This window comes from Mesorhizobium sp. M1163, assembly GCF_040318415.1.
Taxonomy (GTDB): Bacteria; Pseudomonadota; Alphaproteobacteria; order Rhizobiales; family Rhizobiaceae; genus Mesorhizobium.
This window is the reverse complement of the sequence record NZ_JAMYMF010000049.1, coordinates 26,420-41,146: the sequence shown is the minus strand read 5'-3', so window position 1 is coordinate 41,146 and position 14,727 is coordinate 26,420. Positions and strand designations below refer to the sequence as shown.

16 protein-coding genes and 1 pseudogene are annotated in these 14,727 nt (G+C 63.5%); 8 read left to right on the top strand and 9 right to left on the bottom strand.

Translation table 11 applies throughout. The annotated features are described in order from the left end of the window. Positions 1-443 precede the first annotated feature (443 nt). Together NKH43_RS31850 and NKH43_RS31845 are read right to left on the bottom strand one after the other, a co-directional pair. A pseudogene (locus tag NKH43_RS31850) lies at positions 444-721 on the bottom strand (AtaL-like protein); the annotation flags it as partial. Positions 722-758: 37 nt separating this feature from the next. Next, positions 759-1,622 (bottom strand): SDR family oxidoreductase, encoded by an 864-nt coding sequence (locus NKH43_RS31845; RefSeq protein ID WP_352495398.1) that lies wholly within the window; start codon positions 1,620-1,622, stop codon positions 759-761. A gap of 103 nt (positions 1,623-1,725) precedes the next feature. On the opposite strand from NKH43_RS31845, the gene NKH43_RS31840 reads away from it, so the two are divergent. Continuing rightward, entirely contained in the window at positions 1,726-2,616 is an 891-nt protein-coding gene (locus NKH43_RS31840; RefSeq protein ID WP_352861526.1) for a LysR family transcriptional regulator, read from the top strand. Positions 2,617-3,214: 598 nt separating this feature from the next. Here the strand turns inward: NKH43_RS31840 and NKH43_RS31835 are convergent. Further along, entirely contained in the window at positions 3,215-3,640 is a 426-nt protein-coding gene (locus NKH43_RS31835) for a hypothetical protein (protein WP_023720037.1), read from the bottom strand. 340 nt (positions 3,641-3,980) lie between these two features. Between NKH43_RS31835 and NKH43_RS31830 the strand changes: the two genes are divergently transcribed. The 4 genes from NKH43_RS31830 (at position 3,981) to NKH43_RS31815 (ending at position 8,211) form a co-directional block, all read left to right on the top strand. Beyond that, a complete protein-coding gene (locus NKH43_RS31830; RefSeq protein ID WP_023720036.1) occupies positions 3,981-4,235 on the top strand; it encodes a hypothetical protein in 255 nt (84 codons plus the stop codon). 285 nt (positions 4,236-4,520) lie between these two features. Further along, positions 4,521-5,006 carry a (2Fe-2S)-binding protein gene (locus NKH43_RS31825; protein WP_352861524.1) on the top strand — a complete coding sequence of 162 codons (486 nt, stop codon included), beginning with the start codon at positions 4,521-4,523 and terminating at the stop codon, positions 5,004-5,006. After that, entirely contained in the window at positions 5,003-5,992 is a 990-nt protein-coding gene (locus NKH43_RS31820; protein ID WP_352861523.1) for an FAD binding domain-containing protein, read from the top strand. Before NKH43_RS31825 ends, NKH43_RS31820 begins: the two co-directional genes overlap by 4 nt. Continuing rightward, positions 5,989-8,211 (top strand): xanthine dehydrogenase family protein molybdopterin-binding subunit, encoded by a 2,223-nt coding sequence (locus NKH43_RS31815; protein ID WP_352861521.1) that lies wholly within the window; start codon positions 5,989-5,991, stop codon positions 8,209-8,211. Before NKH43_RS31820 ends, NKH43_RS31815 begins: the two co-directional genes overlap by 4 nt. 113 nt (positions 8,212-8,324) lie before the next feature. On the opposite strand, the gene NKH43_RS31810 is transcribed toward NKH43_RS31815, so the two are convergent. Next, positions 8,325-9,512 carry an amidohydrolase gene (locus NKH43_RS31810; protein WP_352861519.1) on the bottom strand — a complete coding sequence of 396 codons (1,188 nt, stop codon included), beginning with the start codon at positions 9,510-9,512 and terminating at the stop codon, positions 8,325-8,327. A 90-nt stretch (positions 9,513-9,602) separates the two neighbouring features. Between NKH43_RS31810 and NKH43_RS31805 the strand changes: the two genes are divergently transcribed. Both NKH43_RS31805 and NKH43_RS31800 read left to right on the top strand, forming a co-directional pair. Beyond that, entirely contained in the window at positions 9,603-10,433 is an 831-nt protein-coding gene (locus tag NKH43_RS31805) for an AraC family transcriptional regulator (protein ID WP_352861517.1), read from the top strand. A 70-nt stretch (positions 10,434-10,503) separates the two neighbouring features. After that, on the top strand, positions 10,504-10,935 hold the full coding sequence (locus NKH43_RS31800; RefSeq protein ID WP_352861515.1) for a cupin domain-containing protein: 432 nt from the start codon (positions 10,504-10,506) through the stop codon (positions 10,933-10,935). A gap of 55 nt (positions 10,936-10,990) precedes the next feature. On the opposite strand, the gene NKH43_RS31795 is transcribed toward NKH43_RS31800, so the two are convergent. From NKH43_RS31795 to NKH43_RS31775, 5 genes are all read right to left on the bottom strand, one after another. After that, positions 10,991-11,230: a nuclear transport factor 2 family protein gene (locus NKH43_RS31795; protein WP_352861514.1), complete on the bottom strand. Its 240-nt coding sequence runs from the start codon at positions 11,228-11,230 to the stop codon at positions 10,991-10,993. After that, entirely contained in the window at positions 11,227-11,439 is a 213-nt protein-coding gene (locus NKH43_RS31790) for a nuclear transport factor 2 family protein (protein ID WP_352861512.1), read from the bottom strand. The genes NKH43_RS31795 and NKH43_RS31790 overlap by 4 nt, the downstream gene beginning before the upstream one ends. 129 nt (positions 11,440-11,568) lie before the next feature. After that, positions 11,569-12,123 carry a nuclear transport factor 2 family protein gene (locus NKH43_RS31785; protein ID WP_352861510.1) on the bottom strand — a complete coding sequence of 185 codons (555 nt, stop codon included), beginning with the start codon at positions 12,121-12,123 and terminating at the stop codon, positions 11,569-11,571. Continuing rightward, positions 12,120-13,067: an alpha/beta hydrolase gene (locus NKH43_RS31780; RefSeq protein WP_352861508.1), complete on the bottom strand. Its 948-nt coding sequence runs from the start codon at positions 13,065-13,067 to the stop codon at positions 12,120-12,122. The genes NKH43_RS31785 and NKH43_RS31780 overlap by 4 nt, the downstream gene beginning before the upstream one ends. 95 nt (positions 13,068-13,162) lie before the next feature. After that, positions 13,163-13,666, bottom strand: a complete 504-nt coding sequence (locus NKH43_RS31775) for a nuclear transport factor 2 family protein (RefSeq protein WP_352861507.1) — start codon at positions 13,664-13,666, stop codon at positions 13,163-13,165. Positions 13,667-13,793: 127 nt separating this feature from the next. On the opposite strand from NKH43_RS31775, the gene NKH43_RS31770 reads away from it, so the two are divergent. Beyond that, the gene (locus tag NKH43_RS31770) at positions 13,794-14,702 is read left to right on the top strand and encodes a LysR family transcriptional regulator (RefSeq protein ID WP_352861505.1); all 909 of its coding nucleotides are present in this window, start codon (positions 13,794-13,796) and stop codon (positions 14,700-14,702) included. Positions 14,703-14,727: the final 25 nt, after the last annotated feature.

Here is a 14,727-nt window from a genome sequence, read left to right as displayed (position 1 = left end):
ACAATGCTCGGGCCGTAACCGTCAGGAATGTTTGGTAGAAATTTCTGAGCGGGGGATCGGATAACCCGCTCGCGCGAAGACCCCCATGCCCCCTTCCGCAGCGTCGACCTTCCGTTCCCGCAACGAACACCCTACTTTCGACTTTGGCGGGATGGACCAGGCCCATGCGAGGCTCGTCGCTACTCGGCTCGCCGTCAGACCAAAAAGCTTGCGGTTCTTGTCAAGCACAACGAACGTTGACGTTAGACAATGCTTCGGCCACCACCTTGTCAGGCACAACGCTTGAACTGGACAAAGCCGTGAAGCAGTACGTCATCTACACCCGCGTTTTGACGGACTGGCTTTGCGTTTCGTCCGTGCTTATGAAGCAGCTCGCTCACCAGCTGGTTGCAATTGCCGTTGGCGCAACTGATGTGAATGACCCGACCACTAGCTATGAAGGCTATTTCCGCGCCTTCGCGCGGACCGGTCGCCTGGAAGAAGGTGACCTTGCTTCCTGCTCAAGCGTCACGATCTCGCGCAGATCAGTACCGGCGATCATAGCTTCGCGCACGAAGTGGGTCGCGCTCTCCTCCACGACGTCGCAACGGGTGCAGAGGCCTGCGGGCAGGAACAGGCGGGCGTCGCGCGCCTTGAGTTCCAGGCCCTGCCATATCTGCGCACGGGTCAGCTTGGTCTCGCCTCGGGGATTCACCGGAACGGTAGCGGTCGAGTAAATCATGATGTGTCTCCCCGACAAAGGTCATCGGTAATGGGGCTCAGCCGGCAATTGCGGCCGCATAGTCGCGATAGGAGCGCAACGGCCGGCCCAGCAGCGCGGTCAGCCGATCGACATCGCCGGCATCGGGGACCATGCCGTCCGTGAGGAAGCGCTCCGCCATCAGGCGCATGTCGAGGGCCATCCAGCTCGGCATGAACTGCCGCAGGTTCTGCTCGAACCCGGCGGTGTCGTCGCCCGGATACGTGATCTGGCGTCCGAGGACGTCCGTCCAGATGGCCGCGACATCCGCGCCGGTCAGCGTGTCGGGGCCGACCAGGTTGATGCGGTCGAACGGGAGCGGCGCGGCGGCCTGCTCGCGGCGGATGAGTTCGATCGCGGCGATCTCGCCGATGTCCCGCGCGTCGATCATGGCGACGCCCTTGGCTCCTATCGGCATAGGATAGATGCCGTAGCCGGTCACCACGTCCTTGATTGTGATGTCGTTGTTCATGAAGTAGGCGGGCCGCAGGATGGTGGCGTTGAGCCCCATCTGCTCGATCATCCGCTCGACGCCGAACTTGCCCGCAAAATGCGGCACGTTGACGTAGAGGTCGCTGTGGATCACCGACAGGTAGACGATCCGCTCGATGCCGGCCTCGCGGGCAACGGCCAGCGCTACCAGCGCCTGGGTGTATTCGTCGGCCACCACCGCGTTCAGCAGGAAAAGGGTGGAGACGCCGGAGAAGGCCTTGCGTAGGGAATCGACATCGAGCAGGTCGCCCTGCACGACATCTACGCCAGCGGCGAAATTGGCCTTGGAGGGATCGCGAACCAAAGCGCGCACATGGGCGCCACGCTTCACGAGCTGTTCGACTACGTTGCGGCCGACATTGCCGGTCGCGCCGGTAACGAGAATGGTCATGGGGTTACTCCTGAGTTGAGCCGGATGGCTGCTCAGAAATTAGTGATCCACATTTGTGTCGGTAGGCGTTATATTTGGACACGCCGTCTCATTGGTGGAACATATGGATCTACTTGCCCTTGCCGATTTCAATCTGGTCGCCCGCCACGGGGGCTTCGGTAAGGCCGCCCGCGCTGCCGGGCGCCCGAAGGCAACCTTGTCCCGACGCGTGGCGGAGCTGGAGGCCAGTCTGGATCTACGGCTGTTCGAGCGTGGCGCCCGCGCGTTGAAGCTGACGGAAGAAGGACGTGCGCTTTTCGAGCGCACGGGCCGGTTGCTTTCCGAGCTCGAAGAGACAGCGGCGGCTATCGCCTCAGGCGGCGAAAGGCCGCGAGGCAGGTTGCGGATCAGCGCCCCAGTGCTGTTCTCACAGACCGCGATGGGGAAGATCGCTGCCGGCTTCGCCCTGAAATACCCGGAGGTAAGGCTCGAGGTCACGACCGAAGACCGCGCCGTCGACATGGTCGAAGAGGGATTTGACCTGGTGATCCGGGTCAATCCGGATCCGGATGAGAGCCTCGTTGGGCGAGCCTTTCTGCGTGATCGACTGGTGGTCGTGGCAAGTCCTCACCTCGCCCGGCCGGCGGACGGTCTGGCGACCCCGGCCGTCATGCGTTCGACAGCCGATCGAGGGGCTTGGGACGTGAAGACGCCCACTGGCCGGTCAACAATCGCGATCGAGCCGGTCCTTGCGCTGTCGTCACTCATCATGGTCCGGGATGCGGTACGAGCGGGCGTCGGCGCGGCGCGCCTACCGGTGTCGCTGGTGAGCCATGATCTGGCGGACGGAACACTGGTACATTGGGGGGATCTCGATCGACCCGACATCGCCCTGTGGACGCTCTATCCCTCTCGGCGGCTGCTGAGCGCCCGCGTCTCCGCATTCCTCGACCATCTGAAACAGGCCTTTCCCATGGGGACGCCTGACGAGCTGGCCGCCTATATCGGCAAATGACGCGCAGGGAGCTGGTTAACCCAGCTGAGGCCTTATGCGAGGCACAAGGAAAGCAGTTGCCGTGCTTTCTAGGTGGGTGCGTTATCCGAAATATCTTCCGCGAACGCGACATTTTTTAACGGCAACCGGCTCCGCGAACTGTGCCATCGTCACCACTGCTGACGGCCGGCTATGTGTAGGTATTGAGAGCGCCACCGACCGCATTCCCGTCCCTCCTCGTAGACGAAAAGTGTTCGTTCGAATGATGCTTACGATATTGATAAGGTCAGGCTGGTCGAGAAGTACAGGCCGCCGAAGCGCAAGAAGCCGCTGCTTTGACATGCTGAATTAGCGGACAACAAACAGGGGAATTCAGAGATTCCCGGTGTCGATCTAGACTCCAGGAATGGAAACGACGTTTGACGATCTTGCCAGCGCGATAAGGCCCCCCGTGCAGACGTTTGGGGAGCCATCCGCGTCTTGGCCATCGATCTGGCCGGGAAGCTTCTAATGGGCCTCTGCCATCGGCGTTGGCACTGGAATGGCGCTGGCCGGTTAGATCGCTAACCCGCAAGATTCCACCCGGGCGCGGATTGCGCCCACGATCGCCAACTTGGCTTTATTCAGCCTTGAGGTTAATCACCCGCATCACGGCGACCACTGTCCCGTTGTTCGTAGCAGCCTCCTTCGTGCTACCCTTACCGCAGCTCCATACATCGCCTTCCTTGGCTGTGAACTGCATATCCCCGGCCGTGACCTGCAGCTCGCCTTCAGTGACCGTGCAGACCATGTCGTCGGCCATGACATCCCCCAGCGGGCTAGATCCCTTTGGCTGATACACGACGTCTTCCATCGCGATTTTCTTGTACCCCTTGATATGGGAGTCTCGTGTTCCCAGTTCGACGAGCCGAACGCCGGGAAAAATCTCTTTGCCATCAGTCGGACCGTAGGTCTTGGCCGCTGCCGGAGTCGGCAATGCAACCAATAGCGGGGTCGACAACGAGGTGGCACCAAGGGCGAGAGCATTACGTCGATTCATCTTCATAACATTATCCTCCCTGAGTTAGTCCGCCCACAACTGGGCGAACCGGATATTTTACGCGCCCGTGCAGCCAAATAGTCAAAACACAATTGAGCAGGCCCATGCTCCCGCAGCGGGCCAATGTAGCGAAAGCGCACTGTCACCGTAATTCTGCGTTCGAAGGGAAACCATCGCTCGATTTCACTCAAATGAAGGAAGACGCTTTACCTGAAAGAGGCTGATAACGCGCCAGAGCCAATCGGCTCGGTGATAATGCGCTTCGGCCAAGATGCCGACCTGAGCTTCGGCCCCAGCGTCGGTAGATCGACCGCGGCTTAGGCCGGCGCTTGGGGGAGGAAATTCGATGAGATTGGCCATCGTGTGCGCGGCAATTGTGATTGCCGGATCCACCGCCGCCGTTGCGCACGAGAAAAAGGTGGTAGCCAGAAAAGGGACAACGCAACTCTGTGCCGATTTGTCAGGCACGATCAAGAAAAAGAAGAAGACAGAGGTGGATTACCGTTCAACCGGAACTGTCTCCGGCGCAATCCCCAAAGACAAGTTTGAGCCGCGCCTAGGCTACGAAACGGTTAACCCTGGCATCATTTCAATCTTTTAGCTCGTTGATTGCGTGTTTCGCTAACTTGAATGCAGCACAGGTGGCCAGCAGGATACACAGGCGGCCACGAAGGCGAGCGCCGGTATTGAACTACGGTGACGGTGCACTTTTTGCGGCGTGGCATTCTCAGCCCATCCCGTGGGGGGTCCCAAACGTTTTTCGCCTTCCGTGACCGGCAGTGCCTTTCCCCCGAAATCGACCGCCCTATTTCGCCTCGACAGGTGGGCGGCTGATTGCTGGACGAGTCCCTGCGACTAGGACGGCATGTGCTTCGAGGTACCCCCAATGGACTTCCACGATCGGCACCTACTGCGGTTGCGGGTGAACGGCGAGGGCCACAGCCTTTCCGATCTCGATCCCCGCGTCACGCTGCTCGACCTGTTGCGCGAGCGGCTTCATCTGACCGGAACGAAAAAGGGATGCAATTTCGGCGAGTGCGGCGCCTGCACCGTGCATCTCGACGGACGGCGTGTGAATGCCTGCATGATACTGGCCGTGTCCGCCGAGGGACGCGAGGTCACGACGATCGAGGGCCTGGCGGACGGCGATGCGCTTCATCCCGTGCAGCAGGCGTTCATCGATCATGATGGTTTCCAGTGCGGATTCTGCACGCCCGGGCAGGTGATGTCGGCGGCGGCGCTGATCGAGGAGGGACATACCGGCTCCGACGCCGAGATCCGCGAATGGATGAGCGGCAATCTGTGCCGCTGCTCGGCCTATCCGCAAATCGTCGAGGCGGTGCGCGCAGCGGCTGGGAGGGCGAGCCAATGACCCCATTCGTCTATGCGCGCGCCGATAGCCTGGGCGAAACGATCGCGGCCGGAGCGGCGCCGGACAGCGCTTTTCTCGCCGGCGGCACCGAATTGCTCAACTGGCTGCGCCTTGGCATTGCCGGGCCGGCGCGGATCATCGATATCTCCCGCCTCGACGGGCTGGATCAGATCGAGGCACTGCCCGGCGGCGGCTTGAGGATCGGCGCGCTGACGCATCTCAACGACGTCGCGCAGCACGAGTTGGTCATGCGCGACTATCCGGTGTTGAGCCAGGCGATCCTCAACGCGGCGTCGCCGCAACTGAGAAACCTCGCAACGATAGGCGGCAATCTGCTGCAGAAGACGCGCTGTGCCTATTTACGTGCCGAAGAGCAGTTGCCGTGCAACAAACGTCGGCTCGGCTCCGGTTGCTCGGCATTGCATGGCATCAACGACAATCACGCGATATTCGGCTGGACCGAGGATTGCATCGCCACCCAGCCATCCGACCCGGCGGTGGCACTGGCAGCACTTGATGCAGTCATCGTCACCGCGCACCGCAGCGGCGGCCGGCGCATTCCGGCAGCCGAATTCCACCTGCTTCCCGACACGCGGCCCGAGGCAGACAATGTGTTGCAGCAAGGCGAACTGATCACGGCAATCGAGCTGCCGGCACCGGCGCCGCGATCGGCTTACCTCAAGGTGCGCGAGCGCGAATCCTACGAATATGCCATCGTCTCCGCCGCCGCGGTGCTGGAGATGGACGGCCGGACCATTCGTCGGGCTGGCCTGGCGCTGGGGTCCGTCGCGCTGCGGCCGTGGCGGCTGAGCGCCGCCGAGGAGCGGCTTGCCGGTGCCGATGTCGGCGATCGCGAGGCGTTGAGCACCGCTATCGAGCAATCCTTCGCCGAAGCGCGTCCCTTGTCGCAGAACGCCTACAAGATCGAACTGGCCAAGACCGCCGCTTTGCGGGCGATCGAAAGAGCAGCGAGGATGCCGTCATGATGATCAGCCAGCCTGTTGCCCGCCCTGACCGCGGCGTCAAGGTTACCGGCCGCGCCCGCTATGCGGCCGACTATTTTGCCCCCGACCTGCTCTATGCAGTGCTGGTGACCGCGCCCGTTCCCGCCGGCCGCGTGACGTCGATCATGGTCGACGACGCGGTCGCCGAGGAAGGCGTCGTGCGCGTGCTCACGCATGAGGACATGCCCAAATTCGGCCGGTTCGCATCGCCAAGGGCCGAGCCGGATACGCAGACGCAGCAAGCCGAAGGTCCGCCGGCGGCGCAGAGCTTCATGCCCATGCAGAGCGACGAGATACGTCACGAGGGCCAACCGCTTGCCATTGTGCTGGGCGAGACGCTGGAGGCGGCGGAGGCCGGCGCCCGCCGCGTCGCGTTGCGCTACGAGTTCGCCGAGCCGGAATTGCCGGCACCCCCCGAATGGACCGCAATCGACAAGGCTGCGGTCGTGCCGAGGGAGAGCGGCTTTCTGTTCCTGGAGCCGACGTTTACGAAGGGCGAGGTCGACCGCGGGCTTAGCAACGCAGCCGCCATGGTCGAAGCCGTCTACCTGCAGCCGTCGCGCCATCACAACGCCATGGAGCCCTCGGCGACGCTCGCCGAGTGGAACGACGGAGAGCTGACGCTGCACGACGCCACGCAGCACGTCTACGGTGTCCGCCAGGTGGTTGCCGCCCGCATGACTGTCCCGGCCGAGAAGGTCCGCGTGATTTCCCGCCATACCGGCGGCGGCTTCGGCGGCAAGGGCTGGATCTGGCCGCATCAGGTGCTGGCCGCCGCCGCGGCGCGCATCATGCAGCGCCCGGTCAGGCTGGCGCTCAGCCGCGCCAATGCCTATTCCTGTCTCGGCTATCAGCCGCGCATGGCACAGAAGATCGTGCTGGCGGCGGACAAGTCGGGCAAGCTGACCGCCGTGCAACAGGACGTGGTCAACCTGACCACCGTCACCGACGATTTCGTCGAGTTCGCCACCGAAGCCTCGAAGGGTCTCTACGCCACGCCGGCCATGCGTCTCAGCCAGCGCGTCGAGCGCGCGAACGTCGCCATGCCGACGGCGCTGCGCGCGCCGGTCGAGGGTCCCGGCACCTGGGCCCTCGAAAGCGCGATGGACGAGCTCGCCCACCGCCTCGGCATCGATCCGCTCGACCTGCGTCTGATCAACCATGCGGACACGGATCCGGCCACCGGCCAGCCCTGGTCGTCGAAGAAGCTGCGCGAGGCCTATGAGGAAGGCGCCCGCCTGTTCGGCTGGCGCGAGCGCACGCGCAAGCCGCAACGCGATGGCGATTGGCTGATCGGCTACGGCATGGCGACCTGCAGCATGGGCTGTTTCCGCAACCCGACGCCTGCAGCCGAGGTCAGGTTGCACAGGGACGGCACGGTGCTCATCCGCACCGGCACCCAGGATATAGGGACCGGAACACTCACTATCTTTCCGCAGATCGCAGCCGATGTCCTGGGCCTGCCGATGGAGAGGATCGAGTTGGAAATGGGCGATACACAGCTGCCGGAGGCGGGTCCGACCTATGGCTCATCGTCGACCATGGGGGTGGGCGCGGCGGTGCTCGCAGCCGCCGAAGATGCACGTTCGCAGCTTGCCCGTCTTGCCAATCTGCCGCCCGACGAGGTCGAGATGCAAGACGGCCATATTCGCCGCAAAGGCGCTGCCGGCGGTCAGACGATCGCCGACGTGATGAGTCATACCGACATCGGCGAGATCATCGGCTCCGGCTCGTTCGATCCGGCGCAGCATGGCAAAGGCCTCGCCATGCGCACTTTCGGCGCGATTTTCATGGAGGTCGGCGTCGATCCGGGGCTCGGCCTGCTCAGGCTTCGTCGCGCCGTCGGCAGCTACAGCGCCGGCCGCATCGTCAATCCCCGCACCGCACGCAGCCAGATGACGGGCGGCGTCATCTGGGGCTGGGGCATGGCGGCGATGGAGCAGAGCAGGCACGAACCGGTGCTCGGGCGGTTCCTGTCGAAGAACCTTTCAGGGGTTGCCATTCCGGTCAACGCCGACATTCCCGGCGACGTCATTATCCACTTCGTCGACGAGGTGGACGAGCATGCCAGCCCGATTGGCGGCAAGGGCATCGGCGAGCTCGGCGCCACCGGCGTTGCCGCAGCGGTTGCCAATGCCGTCTTCGACGCTACAGGCAAGCGGATCCGGGAGCTGCCGATCACGCCGGAAAAACTGCTGTAGAAGGACTAGGCCCGCTATTGCCCTGCGATAGCGGGTCTCTGACGTAGTCGATTATCTCCTCTGCAAAGCTTGCCGAGACTTGGGAAATACCTGCGGCTCCCAGGCCGACGTCTTCATTTCAGCTCAGATACTTTGCCGGCAAGCGTCTGCTCGACGAGGTTGACGTAGTAGCGCATCACCGTCGGCACGATCTCGTCGTTGAAGACGTAGCGGTCGCCGTGCAGGCCTTCGCCCGGGCCGACCTCGCCGGCGCCGATCCACGCGTAGCAGCCACCGGCGTCGCGGATCATGAATGCGAAATCCTCACAGCCGAGACTGGGGCTGAACTCTGTCAAGACATTCTCCCGGCCGACGACGGAGGCGGCAGCCTCGACGGCGTGGGTCGTCGCGTCCACGGTGTTGATCAGCGGCGGGTAGCCCTTCCTGTAGTCGACGCGTGCCTTGAGCGAATGCGCGGCGGCAATGCCTTGTGCGATCTCGCCGATCAGCCTCTCGCAATGGTCGGAAAGACCGGGCTCGAAGAAGCGGCAGGTGCCTTGCAGCCAGACCTTGCCCGGCACGATGTTGCCGACATTGCCGCCATGGATCTGCGTGAGGCTGACGACAAGCGCGCTTTGCGGGTCGACCGAGCGGCCGACGATGCGCTGGACGGCTTGCACGAAGGCGCCCGCTGCCAGGATCGGGTCATCGCCGAGCTGCGGCATCGCGGCATGCGCGCCAAGACCCTCGAAAGTCAGCTCGAAATTGTCGACGGCCGCCATCTGCGCACCAGCACGGGCCGCGATCGTCCCCAGCCTGACGCCCGGCCAGTTGTGGACCGCATAGACCGCCTCGACGGGAAAGCGCTTGAACAGGCCGTCCTCGATCATGCGCATGCTGCCGCCTTCGTTTTCCTCGGCCGGCTGGAAGATGAAAGTGACGGTGCCGTCGAAGGTGCGCGACTCGCTGAGCAATTTGGCAGCGCCGAGCAGCATGGCGGTGTGGCCGTCATGGCCGCAGGCATGCATCACGCCCTCTCTCCTCGAAGCATAGAGCAAGCCGGTTTTCTCCAGCACCGGAAGCGCGTCGAGCTCGGCGCGAAGGCCGATGGCGCGTGTGCCGCCACCGCTGCGCAGGACACCGACGACCCCGGTGCCGCCGATCCCTTCATGCACCTCATCAACGCCGAAGGAGCGCAGTTTCTCTGCAACGAAACGCGCCGTTTCGTATTCATTGAATCCGAGCTCCGGATTGGCATGGATATGGTGCCGCCAGCCTATGACCTCTGGTGTCAGCGCGGCGATGGGGTCATTGTGCAACATGATGCCTCCTTTCACGCCGGCAAAGGCGGCGCGGTTTGGTCCTGCCAGCCATAGAAGGCCCGACGAAAAGCGTCTTGAACCGGATTGACCATGGCACAGACAAACCAAGCGGCAGAGACCGGGAAATACTGGCGCCATCCGTGCTTCCCCGACCTTGGCCTGTTCGAGGCGCGCTTCACCCAGCACCGCTATGACCTGCACACGCACCCGACCTATGTGATCGCCCTGATTACCTCCGGCTGCGAGCGTATTCGCATCGGCCGTCAAAGCGTTCTTGCTCCGGCAGGCGCCATTGCCGTCGTCAATCCAGAGGAGTGGCATGACGGCGAACGCGGGGCGGACGAAGGCTGGGCCTACCGGACGTTTTATCCCTCGGTGCCGCTGATGACCGCACTTGCCCGCGAGCTCGGCTGGCACGGCGCTCCGGTGTTTTCGCGCGCGACGATCGAAGACAGCAGTCTCGCCGCAGCATTGATGGCAGCACACCAGGGCTCGATATCCCCGGACATAATGACGGCCGAGACGTCCCTGCTCGTGGCGCTGCGACGGCTGATCGTTCGGCATGGCGACTCGAGCGGACAGGCCGAGGAGGTCGAAAGCTCCGGATCGCAGCGGAGGTTTTCGCTCTATCGCGACCTTGTCGAAAGCGAGCTCGGCTCGCAGCTCGACCTCAAGCGGCTTGCCGGTGCGGGTGGCGTGACCCGGTTCCAGGTCATCCGCGACTTCAACAAGGCGATCGGCCTGACGCCGGCGGCCTACATCCGCGACCGGCGATTGCGCCGGGCGAGCGCGCTGATCGAACAGGGATTTGGCCTCGCCGACGCCGCTATCGCGGCGGGTTTCGCCGACCAGAGCCATCTTTCCCGTACCTTCCGGGCTATGCATGGCATGACGCCAGGCATGTTTAGAAGAGCGGGATAGGCGCTCCTGAATAGACAAGCTTGCGCGCCAATGCTTGCTGCGCAATGCTGACGCAGTTCGGGGGGGAATCATGCGAAAAATCTTGGCATCGACGCTGCTGCTGGCGGCAGTTCTATCCGCAACGACTGCCCAGGCGCTGGACGCCAGCGGCACCCCGGTTGTCGTGACCCCGCTTGCCTCTCGCACCGAGACGGCGTCCGGCCAGCCGATCACGCTGCCGCAGAAGGACGTGCAGGTCCTGGTCTCGGCCTATCAGATCGCGCCGGGGGCCACCTTGCCGGTCCACAAGCATCCGTTTCCGCGCTACGCCTATGTCGAGGCCGGCACGCTTCAGGTCACCAACGTCGAAACCGGCAAGAGCAACACCTATCAAACAGGTGATTTCATCATCGAGATGATCGGGCAATGGCATCAGGCGACCAATGTCGGCGCCGAACCGGTCAAGCTGCTGGTTATCGACCAGGTCGAAGAAGGCACCAAGAACACGGTGTTGCGCCAGTAGCTGCCACGTCTGAAAACAGCGTCCGTGGCGAATCCAGCACAGCGCGTAACAGACGTCAGAACGTGAACCCCTCCGGCAAATTGTGATTCCAATAGCCCTCCTCGACAAGTTCACTTATGCGCCAGCCCTCGGACGTGCGTACGACGCGGTCGCGATACCAGAGCCCTTGGAAGAAGACCTGCCTTTTGCCTTCGCCGAGGTCGACCACCATCGGGCATGAACAATGCACGCGCGCGCTGGCCTCATCCCCTCGGAGATCAAGAAGGATTGTCGAAATGGCGTGCTGCGAGATCAATATCTTCGATAGGGCGCGCCTTTCATATAAGTAACATGCTCACCCACACCGCTCCTGATTCCACCTGTTACAGTGTCGTCAAGCACGGCGTCGGGCGTGAATGTTTTCCGATAGGCTTCCCAGTCGCGATCGTCCACAGCGTAGCAATAGCGAGCAAGCAGCTGTTCGATCTCAAGCCGATCGGAAACCTCCTGCAGTGAAAGGGTCATATCATGTCTCCGCGGTTGGCGGCACTAATGCCGCATGCGCCAAGCCTGCGCCGACATTCGATCAATATTCACGTTGCCGTTGCTCCGAGCAACCTCGCCGCGCGACTGGGCATGCGCAAATCCGAACACTCATTTGGCCTCCGCCTTCACCCTGTCGGCAGCGGCGGCCAGCACGGCGCGATCTCCCTCTTCGTACAAGCGGCGGATGGAGATTGCCTTGACGCGCCAACCTTCCGACGTCCGCACCAGCCGGTGGAGATAGCTGCCACCGACCGTCCAGAACCGGGAACCGATCCAGTGGGTTGCGCGGATATGGCTGCGTGCAACCGCGTCATTGCCCGCGCCTTCGACAGTGATGTTGGTGATGAGGTGCTGGGTGGCGTCGAAGCCCGGCAGCAGCCCTTGCCATTGGGCGATCAGCGCGTCGCGGCCGCTGGTCGTGACCTCGCCGCCGAAGAGGCTGGTATAGTCGGTCGTGACACGGGCCGCGAGATAGGATCTGACCCGGTTCCACTCACGCAGATCGGCATAGAGGCCGATCCCGGCAACTGCCTCGGCGATCACGATCCTGTCTTCGACCGTCAGCGCATCTCCCGGAACGCTCGAGGCGGGCGCCGAGACGGCGGAAATCATCGCGGCTGAAACCGCCGAGGCCAAGACATACCGGCGGGTGACGAGGCTCATTGTCCCGCCTCCCCTGCACCACCCAGCGTTGCGCGGAAGTGCGCGGCGACGGCATCGCTCGCCGCCTTCACCGGCGCGGCACGATCGTAGAAATCGAACTGGGTGACATTGTCTAGCCACAGCTCCTGACTGGAACTGGTCAACCGCGCGTAGAACTTGTGCGCCCCCTGTGGAATGGCAGCCGCCTCGCTATGCACCATCAGAAAAGGCTGGTGCAGGCGCGGAGCAGCCTGGATTGCATCGAACCTCAACCAGCCGCGCCAGAAGGCGGGATCGGCCTCGTTGCGCCAGGCCGGGAGCATGCCGCGATCGGGTTCGGTGTAGTAAGGCACCTTGAACATGACCGCGCGCTCGTCGGTCAAGCTAGCAGCGGGCAGGAATGCCTGTTTGCCGGTGCGGCGATATTCCGCCTCGGCCGCATCGCTCGCGGCCTCGAGCCTGGCGACACCGTCCCCGCCGCCATAGGTCTGCTCGACCACTTCGGCATCCTGCAACCAGGGCGCAACGAGGGCGACCGACTTGATCGCGGCGTTTTCGGCCGCAGCGGTGACCATGTAGCCGGAGCTGGCGCAAATGCCCAGCCCGCCGATGCGGTCCTGATCGGTCTCGGGCCGGGTCGCGAGATAGGCGGCCGCCGCTTCGATGTCGGCGATCTTGGCGTTAGGATCCTCGTACTGGCGGCGCACGCCGCCGCTTTCGCCCCAGCCGCGGAAGTCGAAGGTCAAGGCGATGAAACCGCGGTCAGCCATCTCGCGGGCATATCGGGCCGGCATCTGTTCCTTTACCGTCATCCAGGCGCCGGTCACGACCAGCGCGGGCCGAGGTTGCGCCGCGTCGAGATCGTCGGGCAGAAAAAGTTCGCCGACGAGTTGCTCACCATGCGAGGAGAATGTGACGCGCTCGACGCGCGGTGCGGCGACGGCATTGGAGGCGGCGAGCGCCACGGCGGTTGCTGCAGCAAGTGTCAGGGTTTTAAGCATCGCAAGTCTCCTTTGGCTTGGAGTGAGAAGCGCGGCGCGTTGCAAGAAAGACCGCCGTCTCAGCGCTCGCCAGCCAGTCGGCCGGGCAATGGCTTCAGCGGGTAATGCGCCCAGTAAAAGGCGTCCGACTGATACATGTCGGTCAAAAAATTCTGTGCCTCGGCGATCTTGCCGCCCTTGATGCGGAACATCAGCGCATAGAGCTGGTCGATCTCGGGACCTGAGCCGACATTCGACCAGCCGCGATGGACATCGACGACGAGGTCGCCCTGCGCCTGGAAGAAGATCGGCTCGGCCCTGAATTTGCCGTCCGCCAGGCCACGGAAGAAGGCGACCACCTCGTCCGGCCCACGCTTGTCGCCGGCGAGCGGATGATGGCCGGGAATGCGCCACACGATGTCGGGCGCGAGGAAGGGCCGCACGGCCTCAGGATTGCCGGTCGCGTAAGCTGCGTAATAGTCCTTGATGAGCTGGATGTTGCTGTCCTCCAGCGGCCCGGCATTCGCCGGGGCGGCAGACACCGCCAGAAGAGCGCCGGCGGCGAGTGAAGCGAGCCTGGTCATCGGTCCTGTCTCCTTGCCCGTTCGAGCCATCGCAACAGCGAGGCCCGTTCGTCGAGCCCAATATGACGCCTTTTGTTCGCCGGAAAAACCAGTAGAGTTCGACAGGGCTATTTGGAAAAACCTTACAATGCGCCTCGACCAATTCAGCGGCATCGTCGCCTTCGTAAAAGTTGCGGAGGCCAGGAGCTTCACCCGCGCGGCCGCCGAGCTCGGCGTCGCTCCGGCCTCGTTGAGCGAGGCGGTCAAGGGGCTCGAGGAGCGCCTGGGGGTACGGCTGCTCAACCGAACGACCCGCAGCGTCGGCTTGACCGAGGCAGGCGCCCAGTACCTCGACCATGTGCGCCCGGCAGCCGAAGACATCCGGGCGGCTGGTGCGGCGCTGCGCGAGACCCGCGATCGTCCTGCAGGCACACTGCGCCTCAGCCTGCCCTGGATCGCCGCCCCGCTGCTGATCGAACCACTGATGCGGCCGTTCATGGACGCTTATCCAGAAGTGCGGCTCAACCTGATCTTCGACGACAGCTTCGTCGACATCGCCGCCGAGGGGTTCGATGCCGGCCTGCGCATCGGCGAGCTTCTCGAGAAAGATATGATCGGCGCGCGTCTGGGCGGACCCCTGCAGATGGTCGTGGTAGGCAACCCCGATTATCTGGCGCGCAACGGCACACCGGAGCGGCCGGCCGCCCTCGCCGCCCATCGCTGCATCGCGTTCGCCCTCACCCGCACCCGCGCGATTTCGCCCTGGGAGTTCACCGTGGATGGACGCGAAGTCGCTTTCACACCGGACGCATGTCTGGTCGTGAACACGCTTCCGCTGTGCATTACTGCTGCCGCGCAAGGGCTTGGCCTCGCCTTCGCGGTCGAGGGGCTCGCCGCGCCGCTTCTTGCCTCAGGCGCGCTGGTCAAGGTGCTGGAGCCTTTCTGTCCCGCTTACGAGCCGCTCCACCTCTATTATCCCAGCCGCCGCCTGGTACCGCCGAAGCTGCGGGCCTTCATCGACTTCGTCCGCGCGAATTCTCACAAGCTGCGGATCTGATGTGGCTTTGCGAGAACCCGGCCCC